Below are 18,472 nucleotides of genomic sequence, written 5' to 3'. Positions count from 1 at the left end.
AAAGAGGTATGCATCGAAAAACACATCGCTTTTTTCAAAACGTAGACTACCAAATCCGCATAAGATTGGTAGCCTTTGGTTTCAGTTTACTTATCGCTTGTCTATTTCTTCTAACAGGATTTTATTTACCATCGGCGGATTTGCCTGACCTTTCGTGGCTTTCATCACTTGACCGACTAGGAAGCCAACTGCTTTATTCTTCCCATTTTTATAGTCGATAATCGATTGTTCATTTTGATCTAGTACACCTGTGATAATCTCTCTTAACTGACCTTCATCAGAGATTTGAACAAGTCCTTTATCTTTAACGATCTGCTCTGGATCTCCGCCTTTTTCCACTAACTCAGCAAAGACTTTTTTAGCAATCTTTGAAGAAATGGTCCCATCATCAATTAGCTTAATCATCTTTGCTAAACCTTCTGGAGTAATAGCTAACTCATTTAATTCTTTATAATGCTTATTCATATATGCTGAAATTTCACCCATTAACCAGTTAGATACTTGTTTAATGTCTGCTTCCTTAGCAATAGCATCTTCAAAGAAATCTGCCATTTGCTTGGAATTGGTTAAAACAGAAGCATCGTATTCTGGTAAACCTAATTCTTCAATATACCGTTCTTTACGGGCATCAGGAAGTTCAGGAATATCTTGACGAATCCGTTCCTTCCATGCTTCGTCAATATAAAGCGGAACTAAATCTGGTTCAGGGAAATAACGATAATCGTCCGAACCTTCTTTGACACGCATTAAAATGGTTTCTTTTGTTTTTTCATCATAGCGACGGGTTTCTTGCAGAATCTCTCCACCTGCTAGCAATTCTTTTTCTTGACGTTTCTCTTCAAATTCTAACCCTTTTTGAACAAAACTAAACGAATTTAGATTTTTCAATTCCGTTTTTGTTCCGAATGCTTCTTGCCCAATTGGACGAAGGGAAATATTCGCATCACAGCGAAGCGAACCTTCTTCCATTTTCACATCCGAAACACCAGTATATTGAATAATATTTTTTAGTTTCTCTAAATACGCATATGCTTCTTCTGGAGAACGCATATCTGGCTCAGATACAATTTCAATTAATGGTGTACCTTGACGGTTAAAGTCAACATAAGAATAACCGTCATCTCCGTGTGTTAACTTCCCAGCATCTTCTTCTAAGTGTAGACGAGTGATGCCAATTCGTTTCTTTTCACCATTTACCTCAATTTCAATCCAGCCATTCTCTCCAATTGGTTGATCAAATTGCGAAATTTGGTAAGCCTTTGGATTATCTGGATAGAAATAGTTCTTACGATCAAATTTGGTATTTGTAGCAATATCACAATTTAAGGCCATTGCAGCCTTCATTGCAAAATTAACTGCTTCTTCATTTAATACAGGTAATACACCAGGATATCCTAGATCAATTGGATTTACATTCGTATTCGGCTCTGTACCAAATGCATTTGTACTCGGGCTAAAAATCTTCGAGTTTGTTTTTAATTCAACGTGTACCTCTAAACCAATGATTGTTTCAAAATTCATGCGTTGGCACCTCCTAATTGAGGGCGTTGTTTATGATGATCTGTTGCTTGTTCATAAGCATGTGCTGCACGAAAAACCGTATTCTCATCAAAATGCTTCCCAATAATTTGTAAGCCGATTGGCAGTCCTTTTTCAGAAAAACCACAAGGAACAGAAATACCTGGCACGCCCGCCAAGTTAACTGGGATGGTGATAATATCGTTCGCATACATGGTTAATGGATCATCTACTTTTTCCCCTATTTTAAACGCTGGTGTTGGTGTGGTTGGTCCAATAACAACATCATATGTTTCAAAAATGCTATCAAAGTCATTTTTAATTAGCGTCCGTACTTTTTGAGCTTTTTTATAATATGCATCATAGTAACCAGAGCTAAGCGCGAATGTTCCTAGCATAATACGACGCTTTACCTCTTCGCCAAATCCTTCGCTTCGTGATTTCTTAAACATATCGATCATATTATCTGCATTCTCGGAACGAACACCATAACGAACACCGTCAAATCGGGCAAGGTTTGCTGAAGCTTCAGATGAAGATAGTAGGTAATAAGCAGCAACAGCATATTTTGAATGTGGTAAGGAAACTTCTTCCCATGTCGCGCCTAACGATTCATAAACTTTTAACGCTTCTAACACGGATTGTTTAACTTCAGGGTCTACACCTTCAGCCAAATATTCTTTTGGTACGGCAATTTTAAGTCCTCTTACGTCACCTGTTAGAGCTTCCGTATAGGCTGGAACTTCAACATCCGCACTGGTTGAATCCATTGGATCGTGGCCAGCAATTACTTCTAATACACGTGCATTATCTTCAACATTACGGGTAATTGGGCCAATTTGATCTAAGGATGACGCAAAGGCAACTAGACCAAATCGTGATACTCGGCCATATGTTGGTTTTAATCCTACAACACCACAAAATGCAGCTGGCTGACGGATCGAACCACCAGTATCAGAACCTAATGAAAATAATACTTCCCCAGCAGCTACCGAAGCAGCTGAACCACCACTAGACCCACCAGGTACATAATCGGTATTCCATGGATTTCGAGTTGGTTCATAGCTTGAGTTTTCATTCGAAGAACCCATAGCGAATTCATCCATATTCAATTTTCCGATGGTAACGACTTGCTCGTTGTTTAATTTTTCCACGACGGTTGCGTTATACAATGGATCATTAAAATTATCGAGGAATTGGCTAGCACATGTAGTACGTAGTGCCTTCGTAACAATATTATCTTTGACCCCTGCAGGCATTCCGAACAAGGATTTATTTCGTTCCGATGACTCGTCTAATTGTTTTGCATATGCGATAGCTTGTTCTTCATTTAATGTAAGAAATGCATGAACATCTCCATCGACTTCTTTAATTCGTTGATATGAAGTTTCTACTAATTCTTGAACGGTTATTTCATTAATATGTAGTTTCGCTTCTAATTCTTTAATCGTATAATCAAATAACGACATACTTTTCCCTCCTACTCCAATATAGATGGCACACGGTACTGCCCATCTTTTTGATCAGGAGCATTTTTCATTGCTTCCTCTTGTGTAATCCATTTTTTTGGCTCATCTTTACGTAGCACATTTTTAATATCCAATACATGCGTTGTTGGTTCTACATCCGTCGTATCTAATTCATTAAGCTGTTCCGCATATGTAATGATAGAGCTTAATTGATCCGTGAACATTTCCGCTTCTTCTTCTGTTATATCTAAGCGAGCCAAATGAGCAACGTGCTTTACTTGATCTTTTGAAATATCGGCCACTATCTTTCCCTCCAAACGTATTTCATCTATATTATATACATTTATCGCCTGTCCATAAACTTTGGTAACACTATTGATAATAGCAGACTAACCCAACAATAATCAACTAAGAAAGAAAAGCGAGAGTAACTCTCCACAAGCAGCTTCGTATTATTTATCCATCTCATTATAAAACCCACCCCGTTTACGAGGTGGGTCATGGCTATTGTAGCTTTTATTCTTTCATTTTTTCTACGGTTTCATCAAAGTCAGCTTCTAAATCTGGATTCGGTTTATCGATAAGACTCACAATAACGGTGACAATCATATTTAAGATAAAGCCTGGAACAATTTCGTAGAGGTCAAAGATACCTCCAGATAGAAAGTCTCCCCATACAATTACCGTAATGGCACCTACAATGATACCCGCTAGTGCACCATTTCTTGTGATTCTCTTCCAGAATAATGACAAGATGATAATTGGTCCAAATGCTGCACCAAATCCAGCCCATGCATAACTAACTAGATCCAATACAGAGCTATCTGGGTTCATTGCAATAATTAAAGCAACAATCGCAATTATCACTGTAGCAATACGTCCAACCCAAACAAGCTCTTTACCAGTAGCTTTTTTACGGAAAATAGCTTTATAGAAATCTTCTGCAACCGCTGAAGATGATACAAGTAACTGTGAATCAACGGTACTCATAATTGCAGACAAGATTGCCGCTAGTAAGATACCGGCAACTACTGGATGGAATAGTATTTGGGAGAAAGCAATAAATATCTTTTCAGGATCGGCTAACATTTGTAAACCATTCTCATTAACTACTTGAATCCCGAATTCAGACAGAATCGGTACTTCTTGTGTACTGATAAATGCTAGTCCTACAAAACCAGTAAAGATTGCTCCATAAAGTCCTAAAATCATCCAAGCTGTTCCAATAAATTTCGCTTTCGGAACATCTTTCGCCGAACGTAATGCCATAAAACGAACAATAATATGTGGCTGTCCAAAATAACCTAAGCCCCAAGCAAGTGATGAAATAATTGCCATTATTCCAACACCTTCAACCATATTGAGGTGGGAAGGATTAATTTCACCAACAGCTTGTACCGCTTGATTCCAGCCACCCATTTGATCTAATGCGACGATTGGAACAACAATTAGTGCAAGGAACATAAGAATACCTTGAATAAAGTCTGTCCATGCAACCGCTAGAAATCCTCCAAGTAACGTATAAGATACAACTACAACCGCACCAATCCACAGAGCAGTTTCGTATTGGAGACCGAATGAAGCCTCAAATAATTTTGCTCCTGCAACCATTCCTGAAGATGTATAAAAAGTGAAGAATAACAAAATTACGATAGCAGATATAACACGAAGAATATGTGAGTTATCTTTAAACCGATTTTCAAAATAATCTGGGATCGTAATGGAATTATTTGATACCTCGGTATAAACGCGTAATCGCTTAGCTACAAATTGCCAATTTAAATAAGCACCTACAGCTAACCCGATCCCCATCCAAGCTTCAGACATACCAGATGCATAAATCGCTCCAGGCAAACCTAATAACAGCCAACCACTCATATCCGATGCACCAGCACTCAATGCAGCTACGCCTGGACCAAGATCACGTCCACCAAGAACATAATCTGATAAATTATTGGTTCGATAATACATGATGAGGCCAATCGCCAACATCCCTAGTAGATATACTATAAAAGTTATTAATGTCGTAAGATCCACGTACTATTTTCTCCTCTCGGTAAATAAAGTAATAAACGATAATAAAAGTACAATTGGCATTGGCACAAATAGCCAAAACCAGGTGGCACCTTGAATCGCATAATCCATAAAGTTAAATAACCCCTCTCTGATAAGGTCCGTTTTTGTTAGAAATTCTAACAATTAAAAGAAGCACATCGACTATGAAATCATATATTCGTCTTTTTTTCAAGCTCAGGAGACAGCTCAAAACAGCGGTGCATCAACATTTCGCTTCAAAAATCAATCATATATAGTCATATGTTATGATGAATTATGATTTTCATACATGAAACAGATTTGTCTCACATTTAAGACAATATTGTCCTATTCCTTCTGAATACCTCGCTTAAACTCCAAATTTATAAATGCAAAAAATTTTTTCTAAAAAATGCTTTTAAGCAAAAAAAACCTGGAACAGGTTCCACGCCATTCCAGGAAATTCCATCATATAGTAATAGGGTAAAAAATTAAAACCAGTTTAAAGAAATTAATTAAAGCTGACTAGTTGGAAGCTCAACAGAATAAACTTCTGGTTCCATGTTCATTGCTGAATCAGTTGATTGGTCACTTACAAACACAAAACCTGCAACTAGTACTGCACTAAAAGATAAAGTAGCAAATAATTTTTTCATGTTTATCCCCCCTTTACAGGTTAATTAACTCGTTATAAGTGGAGTTTGCAAGTTTATAATATTTAACAGATTCTTTATACTTACCGTTTTCCTCAAAATAGTTGCCCAGCATCTTAGCATAAAGTACTAGATTTCCATAATCTTCATGATGTTTTAGGTAAGGTATAAATTCATCTGTTACAAACGATTTAAATTTCTCTTCTTCATTATTTAATGCATACGTATATGTTTGTATTAAGTATGAATAAAGTTGATAATAGTGATTATCTTTATCATATGCTTTATTTAATATGATCTTTGCCTTTTCTGCCATTTCACTCGCACGTTCATAATTTTTAAGATTATAATACTCCTGTATTAATGAAGTAATTGCTGTAAGCCTACCATTTATATTTATAGATTCTTCCTCATCCTCAACTACAAATAAATAATATTTAATGGCCTCTTTTGCATTTCCAACTGTTGAATACAAATAACCTAGATTGTGATTGGTTAATTGTATAACTTGATTATTTTTTTCTAGTTCGCCAAGATGTTTTGCTAAATTATAATTCTTAATCGCTTTATCATACATTTTAATCCGATGATACGAAATTCCAAGTAGTATATGACATTGAGCGCAACGAATAAAATTATAGTTCTTCTGAAAAATATCCATTGCTTTATTCGCATAATCAATTACTTCTAAAGTGTTTCTTAATTTACTATTCGTAACGGAAATGGTGTAGTGCAAATCGGCTATCTCTGTTTCATCAATATCAATTTGGTTGATTTTGTCCTCAGCGATTTTATATAAGTGCATTGCCTGGTTAAACTCACCTGTATGAGAATAATAATTCCCTTTAAACTTACACCAATAATAGTGCTGAGTTATATTAAATGAACTAGCCATTTCATTTAATTCATTTATCTTTGATAGAGCTTTATCTATTTGACGTAGTACTAAATAATATCTAATTTTGTGAATTTCAAACATTAATAGGCTATCATTTAGACTTTTATCCATCATGCCTTGTAGTTCTTTGTATGTAGCTATTATTTTAGTTTTATCATAGACATCATAAAGCATTTCATACCATTGCTTACATTTTTCTTCAAGATTACTATCTACACCGTCACTCAGTTCAATTCCTAAACGATTGCATAACAATTGAATGATTTCTGGACTAGCCTCGGTTTTCTTATTTTCAATCTTAGATAAATAGGATAGTGAAACGATGCCTTCTGCTAGGTCTCCTTGTGTCATTTCTTGCTTCGTTCGTTGTAATTTGATAAACGGGCCAATTTCTATCAAACTTCCCACCCACCATCTACTATATTTAGATTTTATTTCTTGTATAGTGCTATTATAACATAAATTCAGATAATTCATATTGGGAAAATTATCACTCATTCAGGCAATTTTTTTATGAAAAACGGTTAAAAAAGTTCCTAATTTTCCTCAGACAGGAAAATTTTCATTTCAACCTTGAAAATCAGTGAAAAAAGCACCGTTTTTACATGTGACTAAGGTTTTATAAAATTACAACTTTTACGGTAATTAACTTGACTTGAAGATAATAGATTAGGTATTCTGAACTGCAAAAAAGATCCATGAAAAAAGGATGGACCATTCTGTTCCATCCTTTTTTATCCTTTAACCCTCTAATGAAAAACATGAACGGTTGGTTTATCTGAACCAGCTTCACGATAGATAATGCTTTCCAATTTATCGCTAGAGGTGATCTTTATTTCTAGATCATAATAATCAGCGAACATATCTTGAACCAACCCATAGGCATATTGAGTGAACCCTACCACTTCACCTTTCCCATAGAATTCAATTGGAATTTCTATGGTCATTTTTTGGAGCTCTTCATTTACATAGAAGCCTTCTCCAATTACACCAACGTAATTAGGGAAATAGTTTGCAATTTCTTTCCCAAAACTATTGACGATCTCCTGATCCTCGTAGTATTTTTCTTTTCCTTCATCAGACGGAAACAATATAAATTCCTCATCTATTGAATCCCATTCTCCGATAGAAGCACTGTCTCCAGCAACATTTGTTTTTGCTACAAAATTGCCTGGGATTGGTGACGATTGATCTTCCTCACGGTAGACTCCCAACATAATTGGTACATCTTCCAATCCTTCAATTTCTCGAGCACTTTTAACGATTTTCTGTGCGATTTTATTTGCTTGCTCCATCATTTCAGATTTCGATATAGAACGGTAATAATATGGTCCGCCAACTTCTGTTTGGTAACGATATACTGATTTCATAGCAATTCCTATGGAAATACCAGCTAATTTAACCGAATTATCTTCCTGTTTAACGAGATAATTTTGTTCTAAGACATGAGAAAGATAACGTGGGTTTTCCTCATAGTATTCTTTCTCTGCTCCCTCTTTCTTAGGTGGGTTTAATTCATCAATCCATTGCAGGACAGTCTCCTCCGTTATATATTGCCCCTCTTGAAATAAATACTTCTCTGGATCATATACTTCCTTGGAATGACGGCGAAGACCTTCTTCCATCTCATCAATATCTAATCGGTTAGCTACTTGGCCAACGATAACACCTCTTGCTTTACCTGGTTCAAATGGCAGAATCATTTTATAATTTTCATCTGAGAGCTGGTAGCTAGGTACAATCGCTTTCTCTTCCTTTGAATTAGATGACTCTTCATCATTCTGAACAACTTCTTCTTCATTTACGTCAGGTGCACAACTCGTAAGCAATAATAGTGTGCCGATGAGCCATATTGTTGTTTTTTTCACGATTACACGCTCCCGTTTTCAATGGCTTGCTGGAATTGCCGCTCGTTCCAAACTTCTACGTCTAGTTTTTCAGCTTTTGCTAGCTTTGAACCTGCATCTTCCCCAGCAATTAAAATATCGGTCTTCTTACTTACACTTCCAGTGACAGTTCCACCTAACCCCTCAATTAATTCCTTGGCTTCTGATCGTGTATATATTTCCATCTTTCCAGTTAACACGATTGTCTTATCGTTAAACATACTTTCTTCCGACTGAGCCGTTGGTTTAATGCCCAAGTAAGTCATGTTAATTCCAAGTTCTCTTAATTCATTTAAAAGATCAACTACTTGTTGTTCTTGAAAATATTGAGCAATGGAATCTGCCATTTTATCACCGATTTCATTAATTTCAAGTAAGTCTTCATAGGTTGCTTGTTGAAGTTTCTCCATTGTTTCAAATTCCATCGCTAATGTCTTAGCCGCTTTGGAGCCAACAAATCGAATTCCTAACCCAAATAATAAACGCTCTAATGAATTATCTTTGGAAACTTCAATTGCATGAAGTAAATTATCTACGGATTTCTCACCCATCCGTTCTAATTTTAATAATTCCTCTCTATCCAAGCGATAAATATCTGCAATAGTTTTTACCAAGTTTGCTTGGAATAACTGAATAATTACTTTCTCACCAAGTCCGTCAATATTCATGGCATTCCGAGATACGAAGTGGATAAGCCCTTCTTTTAACTGAGCTGGACAATTGGGGTTAATGCAACGCAGGGCCACTTCTTCTTCTAATCGTACTAATTCGCTATGACAAGCTGGACATTCCTCCGGCATATGAAATTCTTTTTCATTCCCTGTTCGTTCTTCCGTCATTGCTCGAACAACCTTTGGAATGATGTCACCAGCTTTCTTGATAACCACTGTATCTCCAATACGAATATCCTGTTCACGAATTAGATCCTCATTATGCAAGGATGCACGTTGTACAGTCGTACCAGCAACTTTCACAGGGTTCAAAATAGCAGTAGGGGTCACAACGCCAGTTCTTCCTACATTTAGTTCAATGTCAGTGAGTTTCGTCACTGCTTCTTCTGCCGGAAATTTATAAGCAATTGCCCAACGTGGACTCTTTGCAGTAAAACCAAGTTCCTCTTGTTGTGCTAAATCATCTACTTTAATAACGATGCCGTCAATCTCATAGTTTAAATTGGGACGTTCGGTTGTCCAATAATCTACATATTCCAATACTTCTTCAATTGATTTACATTTTTTCCACTCTGGGTTGGTCTTCAACCCTAATTCCTTTAAACGCTCCAACCGTTCACTATGTTTTGTTAAATTGCTATTATTCCATTCGCCAACACCATAAAGAAAAATATCTAGATTTCGTTTTGCTGCAATCTTAGGGTCCAATTGACGTAGCGATCCTGCAGCAGCATTACGTGGGTTAGCAAACGGTTCTTCGTCGTTAGCCTCTTTTGCTTCGTTTAAGGCAAGGAACGATCGATGTGGCATAAATGCCTCTCCACGGATTTCTAAGGTTTCTTTTTCTGTAATCGACAAAGGGATGCTCCGAATCGTACGCAGATTACTAGTTATATCCTCTCCAGTCGTACCATCACCACGAGTAGCACCACGAACGAATTTTCCATTTTCATAAGTCAGCGATACAGCTAAGCCATCAATTTTGAGCTCACAAACAAACGCTATGGATTCATCTGTTCCTTGACTAGCGCGACGAGCAAAATCTCGTAAGTCCTGTTCATTAAATGCGTTTCCCAGACTAAGCATAGGTACATTATGTTGGACTTTTTGGAATGCATCTAATGGCTCGCCTCCTACCCGTTGGGTAGGTGAGTCTGGACTTATCAATTCAGGATACGCCTCTTCTAGCTTTCTAAGCTCCTGCATTTTTTGATCATATATCGCATCAGGAACAGAAGGTTTATCCAAAACATGGTACTCATAATTATATTGATTTAAAACTTCGGTTAATTGTTTTATATCTTCTTGTGCTTGTTGGCGATCCATGCAAGCACCTCCCTTATTCCTTCGTAATTGGCGCAAATTTAGCCAACACTCGTTTTATACCAATTGGTGCTGGAAAGGCAATATCCAATTCCATTGCCTCTCCTTCTCCTTGAACTTTTACGACCGTTCCAATGCCCCATTTTTTATGACTGGCTTTGTCCCCAGGTCCCCATGTTTGATTCTCCGCACCAGTTGTTTTTTGCATTCGTTCTGCTTTTCGTTTCATCGGTGCAGGAGTTGGTTTAGTTGTTGACTTGGCCGGCTGTCCAAAACCACCGCCAAACATAGTTGTTTTCGCATCTTGTATTCCCTCCATTAATTCTTCAGGAATTTCATTGACAAAACGGCTAATTGGATTCATATTGGTTCGACCAAATAATGTTCTCATTTTCGCATGTGTTATATAGAGCTCTTTTTCTGCCCGAGTAATACCTACATAAGCAAGACGACGTTCTTCTTCCATTTCTTCCTCATCAAACATCGATCGACTATGTGGAAAAACATTCTCCTCCAACCCTATTAAGAAAACGATCGGGAATTCCAGCCCTTTGGCAGCATGCAGCGTCATTAATGTGATTTTTTCTTCTCCTTCCGCCTCCTCTTCGTCAACTTGATCAATATCTGCAATTAAAGCAAGATCTGTTAGAAAGGCAACAAGCGTTTTATCTTCACTGACTTTTTCAAAATCTTTTGTAACTGTCATAAATTCTTCCAAGTTCTCTAGCCGACTTTGTGCTTCTAAGGTCCGTTCATTTTTCAACATGGTTTCATAGCCTGTTCGCTCTAATACAGCTTCTACCATATCCGTTGCTGTTAAAAATTCTTGTTGTTGGGATAACGATTGAATCAGCTTGCCAAATTCAGCTAAAGCATTTGCAGCCTTTTTGGATACTCCGGTAAAATCAACTTCTTTAACGGCTTCATTAAAGGAAATATCATGAAGTGCAGCATATTCTCGTAAACGTTCAATGGATGTCTTGCCTACCCCTCTTTTTGGAACATTTACGACGCGTTCAAAACTTAAATCGTCATCCGGATTCATTATCAGTCGCAAATAAGCCACCATGTCTTTGATCTCTTTACGCTCATAGAATTTTGTTCCACCAACCATTTGATAAGCGATATTAGACTTTACCAAAGTATCCTCAATGGCCCGTGATTGAGCATTTGTTCTGTACAGTATCGCCACATCATTTGGTGAATATCCACTACTGTGAGTAAGCTCTTGTATTTTATCTGTAACAAATAAAGCCTCTTCTTGTTCGGTAGATCCTTGGAAGTAATGAATATGTTTTCCATCTGGATTTTCCGTCCAAAGATTCTTTGGTTTTCTACCACTATTATGTTCAATTACTTTATTAGCAGCAGTAAGAATGGACTTCGTAGAACGATAATTCTGCTCAAGTAAAATCGTACGCGATGCCGGATAATCCTTTTCAAAAGTGAGGATATTGGTAATATCCGCACCTCGCCAACGATAAATAGACTGATCTGAATCACCTACAACGCATAAATTCTGATACCGACTAGCAAGTTGCTTCACTAATTGGTATTGTGCATGGTTTGTATCCTGGTATTCATCAACATGAATATATTGAAATCTTCGCTGATAATATTCCAACACCTCAGGTACACGTTTAAATAGATGAATGGTCTGCATAATTAAATCATCAAAATCTAATGATTGATTTTTCTGGAGTACCTTTTGATACTTTTCATATATTTGACCAACTTGACGTTCATAGAAGTTACCTACATTTTTGTTGTATTCTTCTGCTGTTATCAGTTCATTTTTTGCCGCACTAATTTGCCCAAGCATTGCTCTTGGTTCAAATTTCTTCGGATCAATATTTAAATCTTTTAGGATCTGCTTGATAGCAGACAACTGGTCACCACTATCCAAAATTGTAAAATTACCGCTATAACCTATTCTGTCAATATCCCTACGTAAAATCCGTACACACATAGAGTGAAAAGTAGAAACCCACATTTGATCACTCTCTGATCCAACTAATCTGCGAACACGTTCTTTCATCTCACGGGCAGCCTTATTTGTAAATGTAATCGCTAGAATATTACGAGCTGCAACATCTTTCTCCTCTAATAAGTAAGCAATCCGATGGGTTAACACGCGCGTCTTGCCACTCCCAGCACCCGCCATAATAAGCAAAGGACCATCGGTATGAGTAACAGCCTCTTTCTGCTGTTTATTCAAGCCTTTGATTAAGTCATCTTTCGTCTTACTCATTTTTTCACCGCCTCATTAATAACTATCTTTTACTGCTTTCACCGTTTTTAATGCCTGTTTTATATCTGTATAGATGGAATTACCGACAATCACTACATCGGCATGCTGTTTCATCTCACGGGCTTGTCCAGCTGTTTCAATTCCACCACCATAAAATAACAGCGAATGATCCAATTGTGTTTTTACTTTTTCAACTAGAGCTGGATCGCCATACATCCCACTGTATTCCATATAAAAAACTGGTAAATGAAATACTTTATCTGCCATATACGCATAGGCAATAACATCTTCTTCATCCGGTAAATAACTGTTCGTATGTACGAAAGCTTTTGCGTCTTTATTTAAAATACAATATCCTTCAAATAATATTTCACTATACTCAAGCATATCAACAAACTCTTTAATTGCTTGATGCTGGATATCCATCATCCATTTTTTCTCCTTCGAATTAAGAACCATTGGAATATAATAATAATCAAAGCCAGGAGTAATAGCTTCCATGGATGATATTTCTAAAATACAAGGCACCGTATACCTGCGAATGCGAGAAAGCAAATCCAACACGCCATCTAACGTTATGTTATCTGTCCCGCCAACAATAATTGCATCTGTATCTGATTCACATATCATCTCCAAATGGTCATCCGATATTTCCTTAGCAGGGTCCAGTTTAAAAATATGTTTCCAGTCCTTCATCTTGTTATCCAAAATTATAATCCCCCATTATCATAATCCATTCATTTATTATACCAAAAATCATGTTGGGAATTTAGAGATAAGGGTATTCTTTTTGAGTTGATTAAACTAACTTTATTTTGGTAAAGTAAATCCTCCAGTAGTATGGAGATTTCCTTCTCACTGATTGTTAGTACTGTATGGATGTAAACAAGGCCACCTATGCTTACTTATAAGCATTTTCTTATTACTGCCTCATTAACTGGTGAAAAAAAGAGAGGTTAACAAACAAAAATTCGTCATCCATAGATGACGAATAAATCATTATTCCTTTTTATTATCTAAAATTCGATCCAAAACTAATTGATACCCTTCACTTCCATAGTTAATACATCTTCGAACTCTGGAAATAGTAGCTGTCGAGGCATTTGTTTCTTCCTCAATTGCATTATACGTACTTCCATCCATAAGCATTTTAGCCACTTGTAACCGTTGGGATATCGAATGGACCTCTGACATAGTAGCAATATCATCAAAAAAACGATAGCACTCTTCTCTATCCTTTAAAGACAGAATCGCATCAAATAGTTGATCTAATTGTTCTCCACGTAGTTTATCTATTTGCACAGCAAAGCCCTCCTGCTTCCATTACTCGTTTGATATCGTGACAGACTCCTCAAGTCCCGGGGTAGCTGGAATTACATTTATCCATGTTTTACCTGGAGCAAATGCTACTGTTTTTCCATCTTTAACTGGAACAATTCTTCCATCTTTGTTTTTCCATTGCAGCTTTTGGACTACACCTTTTTGAATTAAGTATGCATTGCCTCCTGATTCCATATCTACCGCACGACGACCAGCATCGTCAATAACTTGATGTGGAGTTTCTATAATAAATACATTACTGGGTTGAATCGGTTTGTCAGACTCTAATTCCACGGTCTTTTTCCGATCATTATATCTCGTATAGGTTTCGGAACGCTTATCATATTTATATTCAACGATTTCCATTGGACTGTTGTTGGAATAGACAATTTCTACATGTTCGGCTGTATCGCCTGTTACATCTTCGTCTTCTGATAGAAAAGGTAAGGCCTCATAATCCGCAGTGACATCATAACCCTTTTCTTTCGCTTTATCATAAACCGCTCCCAGCTGTAAATATGAATTATGAGGAGCATCTCTAAAAGATTCTCTATTAAATAATACCCCATCATTATCATAAAGTGAACCATTGAGATGGTCAATTTCTCTATCTTGTATCATTTGATCAACAAAAGTAGCAGCACCATGATATAGGTACAGCGCATTATAAGCATTAGCTAACTCGAAATAGTATTCCCTCGCACTCCTGACCGGACCGGCTACCTCTGGCATTTCACTCTGATAAAGGGCTAGGAATCGGGTTATTCTTCCTTCAGCAAGAATCTCAAAGACAATATCCGCCTGGGATAATCCCGTCTGCGGTCTTGCCTTTGAATGATTATTGATCATCACGCCAATGATTCTGTTATCAACAGCATCATTGGATTCTATTCCAGTCAAAGGATAAATATCTTCAGCTACAGCTGAAGAATCGGACTTATCTTCAAGCTGGTTATCCTTCGATTCATTATCTCGGGCTTGCTTTTCATCGCTACAGGCTGAAAGAAGAAGTAATAATACAAGCATTATTAAAAATAGTTGGCTTGTCGCCTTGTTCTTAATGGCGGAATCCTTCCTCTTGCTTATACTATTTACCATACGACTTGTCATTTGCGACAGTACAATAAATACGTTTTTCATATTTCACCAGCACCTTTTGAGATAAAGTTTTCTGTTATATTATACGCTAACACATTGTTGCTGGAAATAGTACCTCTTTTTTCTTTACATCAATAATACCCTGTGGCGTAATTCGTACATAAGGTAAGTGGGTGGAAGACAAGAAAAATATGGAATAGACTGGATCGCTAAAGGGATAGCCAAATTTCGTTAACTGCTCTTTCAACTCAGTTTCTTTACGAATGAGCTCTTTCATTTCGCCATGAAACATCATTCCGCTTAAAGCGAGCGGCAGTTCAAAAATAATTTCCCCATTGTGAGCTAAGACGATTCCTCCACCTAATTCTCTTAGACGTTTCCCTGCTAATTTAATATCGCGTTTATCTTTTCCGATAAACACAAGGTCTCCGGTTGTTGAATAAGAGCTTGCTACTGCCCCAAGATCTTTTGTAAACCCACGAACTGTAGTATTGACTCGCCATTTGCCATTACGATCAATCATTAATAAAAAAGCATCGCTTGTATTATCCGGCAGCTTTTCAACAGTAATATCAATCTCAATTGGATATGGCTTCATAATGACATCACTTACCATTTCAAGCCCAATTGGAACGGAGAATTGTAATTCTCTACTTCCAATTTCCCAATCTAAATCCAATGGTTCAAGCCCATATTCCTTCCAATTAATAGTTTGTTCTATTGGTTGTTCTATTCCATTTTTTACAATCCACTTTCCCTTAGCAAGTACACTGCTGGGATGTGGGTTATCTTTTTCATCTAATATATTTATATGAGCAAACCTTCCTGGCGCAATACTACCAAGCTGTTCCTCCATTCGGAAATGCTTCGCTGCATTGTAGCTACCCATCAAATAAGCTTCTTCAAGCGGTATTCCCCTTTTTATTGCAATATCAATACATATATTGATTAACCCATCCTTATAAAATCCAGGAGTAGCCCCGTCGGTAGTCAACGTTATATTCTCATATGTTTTAAGATCGGCAGCAATAATATCATCCAGTAGCTTTGGTAAGTCTGGTCGAATCGATGAATGCCGCAGACCCACTTGAAATCCCAACCTCAGACGTCGAATAACTTCTTCTCCCGTTATCGATTCATGGTCCGCATTTACCCCAAGCAGTTTCATCTTAGTTAATGTTCGTTCTGAAGCACCTGGGAAATGACCTTCTACCGGTTTACCCTTTCGCTTCGTTTCTTGAATCCAATAAAGCAAACGATCGTCTCCAGCTAATAATTCGGGCCAAGCAGTTAATTCACCACCTTGAACTACTGCTGGGTGCTTAATCCATGCCAATACATCTTCTGTATGAAATAGTTGATCCCCTTCTTGTAATTCTGTTTGTCCATCAAACCTTGCCCACCAATACATGGACACAGGATGCTTGCTAAAATCATCCAATATAGAAAACGCTTTCTTTTTGCGCAACAAAAATAACCAAGGCAAGTTATCATTTATTAATGTTGTTGTTCCCGTTTTTGCAGCATGGTTTGCTAATTGTTCCGGATTATATAATTGAAAAGGATGGGCATGCGGTTCAATATAGCCAGGTACTGCATATTTCCCTTGATAATCAATTACTTCCGTGCCACTCATATTCAATGGCATGTTATCACCAACATATACGATACGATCCTCGTCTATCCAAATGTTTGCTTGCAGCCATTGTTTGGTATACGTGTTTAAATACGTACCATTTTTTAGTACTAGAGTAGGTGCAGCATTTCCATCAATAATCCGTACATGTTGTCTAATCTCACGATTTCTCCAATAATATCCGTTTCTTTGCATGGCTCAACAACTCTCCATCATCTTTATATTTCCTTTATTTTACCATATTTTTTCCTTTCATACTGTTATGATTTTGTAAATGGAGATGAAACTTTTGTGAAGACAAACTGGGATGTAATTATACGACTCAGACCCGTGCTGTTCCTAAAATAAGTCACCCATATCATTTGTTACGGTTATAGGTTATTTACTGTACATAAAAAGCTCCCCTGTCTATTATGAGGGGAGCCATTCGGAGCATATACGGAGTTATATGCTAGGCTTGCTTCATTTCGGTTTTTGCAATATCTGTACGATAAAAGAACCCACTATCCTTATCGATTTCAGAAAAAGTAGCATATGCTTGATTAGCCGCTTCTTCCAATGTATTCGCAACAGATGCTGCTAGAAGAACACGACCTCCATCCGAAACAAGTTTATCATTGACATATTTTGTTCCAGCATGGGTAATGATTGCACCATCACGTAGCGACGGAATTTCCACTTCTTTTTGATACACGCCTGGATATCCACTAGACGCCAATACGATACCGACACATGCTTGATTATACCAACGTAGCTCTGGATCCTCGCCATTAAGGACATCTTGTATAACTTGTACTAGATCGTTCTTTAATAAAGGGAGAATTACCTGGGTTTCTGGATCACCAAACCGCGTATTAAATTCAATCACTTTCGGTCCTTGAGGTGTATTCATTAAACCGGCATAAAGAATACCTGTAAATGGCCTTCCTTCTTTGATCAGACCATTGACCGTTTTTTGTAAGATGTTTTTATATGCAAATTCAATGTGCTCATCGGTTAAATCAGGTACGGGAGAGAAAGCGCCCATTCCCCCTGTATTTGGCCCTTGATCATGATCAAAAGCACGCTTGTGATCCCTAGCAGGTACCATTGGGTACACCTTATCCTCATGTACAAATGCCATTAATGAAAATTCGTTTCCCGTTAAACATTCTTCAATGACAACGGTCGCCCCTGCTTCAGCAAATGTCTTTTCGACAAGTATACGATCAACAGCTGCAAATGCCTCTTTCTTCGTCTGCGCCACGATTACCCCTTTACCAGCGGCAAGCCCATCTGCTTTCACAACGATCGGTGCACCTTTATCATTAATGTATGCTTTTGCTGCTGCCACAGATGAAAAAGCGTGATAATTTGCTGTAGGAATATCGTATCTTTCCATAAATTGTTTGGCAAACTGTTTACTGCCTTCTAATAAGGCAGCTTCTTTAGTAGGTGCAAAAATAGGTAAACCTTCTTGTTGAAATCTGTTAGCGATTCCTTCATTCAATGGGGTTTCTGGGCCAACAATAGTTAAATCGATTGCCTCTGTTTTCACAAAAGAAACTAAACCTTCGATATCCATTTCATCAATCAGTGTACAGATTGCTTGTTGCGACATCCCACCATTTCCAGGAGCTGCGAATATCTTAGAGACTGCTTTGCTTTCAGCTAATTTCATTATAATACTATGCTCGCGTCCTCCACGACCTACAACTAAGATTTTCATGAAATGT

14 protein-coding genes are annotated in these 18,472 nt (G+C 37.4%); all 14 read right to left on the bottom strand.

Going from position 1 to position 18,472, the window contains the following annotated elements; all coding sequences use genetic code 11:
* Window positions 1-90: 90 nt before the first annotated feature.
* Entirely contained in the window at window positions 91-1,521 is a 1,431-nt protein-coding gene (gene gatB / locus JKP73_RS14920; RefSeq protein ID WP_038246465.1) for an Asp-tRNA(Asn)/Glu-tRNA(Gln) amidotransferase subunit GatB, read from the bottom strand.
* Window positions 1,518-2,987: an Asp-tRNA(Asn)/Glu-tRNA(Gln) amidotransferase subunit GatA gene (gene gatA, locus JKP73_RS14915; protein ID WP_021290740.1), complete on the bottom strand. Its 1,470-nt coding sequence runs from the start codon at window positions 2,985-2,987 to the stop codon at window positions 1,518-1,520. Before gatA ends, gatB begins: the two co-directional genes overlap by 4 nt.
* 11 nt (window positions 2,988-2,998) lie before the next feature.
* A complete protein-coding gene (gatC, locus tag JKP73_RS14910; RefSeq protein WP_021290741.1) occupies window positions 2,999-3,289 on the bottom strand; it encodes an Asp-tRNA(Asn)/Glu-tRNA(Gln) amidotransferase subunit GatC in 291 nt (96 codons plus the stop codon).
* 214 nt (window positions 3,290-3,503) lie between these two features.
* A complete protein-coding gene (putP, locus tag JKP73_RS14905) occupies window positions 3,504-5,024 on the bottom strand; it encodes a sodium/proline symporter PutP (protein WP_021290742.1) in 1,521 nt (506 codons plus the stop codon).
* A gap of 512 nt (window positions 5,025-5,536) precedes the next feature.
* Window positions 5,537-5,677, bottom strand: a complete 141-nt coding sequence (locus tag JKP73_RS14900; protein WP_021290744.1) for a hypothetical protein — start codon at window positions 5,675-5,677, stop codon at window positions 5,537-5,539.
* A gap of 13 nt (window positions 5,678-5,690) precedes the next feature.
* Window positions 5,691-7,070, bottom strand: a complete 1,380-nt coding sequence (locus JKP73_RS14895; protein ID WP_234447122.1) for a helix-turn-helix domain-containing protein — start codon at window positions 7,068-7,070, stop codon at window positions 5,691-5,693.
* A gap of 251 nt (window positions 7,071-7,321) precedes the next feature.
* Window positions 7,322-8,440, bottom strand: a complete 1,119-nt coding sequence (locus JKP73_RS14890) for a CamS family sex pheromone protein (protein WP_160807450.1) — start codon at window positions 8,438-8,440, stop codon at window positions 7,322-7,324.
* 2 nt (window positions 8,441-8,442) lie between these two features.
* Complete coding sequence (gene ligA, locus JKP73_RS14885; protein ID WP_021290747.1) at window positions 8,443-10,455, bottom strand: NAD-dependent DNA ligase LigA; 2,013 nt, start codon at window positions 10,453-10,455, stop codon at window positions 8,443-8,445.
* A gap of 13 nt (window positions 10,456-10,468) precedes the next feature.
* A complete protein-coding gene (gene pcrA / locus JKP73_RS14880; protein ID WP_038246458.1) occupies window positions 10,469-12,703 on the bottom strand; it encodes a DNA helicase PcrA in 2,235 nt (744 codons plus the stop codon).
* Window positions 12,704-12,718: 15 nt separating this feature from the next.
* Window positions 12,719-13,399, bottom strand: coding sequence for a heptaprenylglyceryl phosphate synthase (gene pcrB / locus JKP73_RS14875; RefSeq protein WP_031335426.1), 681 nt, complete (start codon window positions 13,397-13,399; stop codon window positions 12,719-12,721).
* 303 nt (window positions 13,400-13,702) lie between these two features.
* Entirely contained in the window at window positions 13,703-14,005 is a 303-nt protein-coding gene (locus tag JKP73_RS14870) for a YerC/YecD family TrpR-related protein (RefSeq protein WP_021290750.1), read from the bottom strand.
* 21 nt (window positions 14,006-14,026) lie between these two features.
* The gene (locus JKP73_RS14865; protein WP_021290751.1) at window positions 14,027-15,163 is read right to left on the bottom strand and encodes a DUF3048 domain-containing protein; all 1,137 of its coding nucleotides are present in this window, start codon (window positions 15,161-15,163) and stop codon (window positions 14,027-14,029) included.
* A 46-nt stretch (window positions 15,164-15,209) separates the two neighbouring features.
* Window positions 15,210-16,952, bottom strand: coding sequence for an adenine deaminase C-terminal domain-containing protein (locus tag JKP73_RS14860; protein WP_200411517.1), 1,743 nt, complete (start codon window positions 16,950-16,952; stop codon window positions 15,210-15,212).
* 256 nt (window positions 16,953-17,208) lie between these two features.
* Window positions 17,209-18,465, bottom strand: a complete 1,257-nt coding sequence (purD, locus tag JKP73_RS14855) for a phosphoribosylamine--glycine ligase (protein ID WP_021290753.1) — start codon at window positions 18,463-18,465, stop codon at window positions 17,209-17,211.
* Between the last annotated feature and the right edge of the window lie 7 nt (window positions 18,466-18,472).

The organism is Virgibacillus salexigens (assembly GCF_014905415.1).
GTDB lineage: Bacteria > Bacillota > Bacilli > Bacillales > Amphibacillaceae > Virgibacillus > Virgibacillus salexigens.
This window is presented reverse-complemented; position numbering and strand designations above follow the sequence as displayed.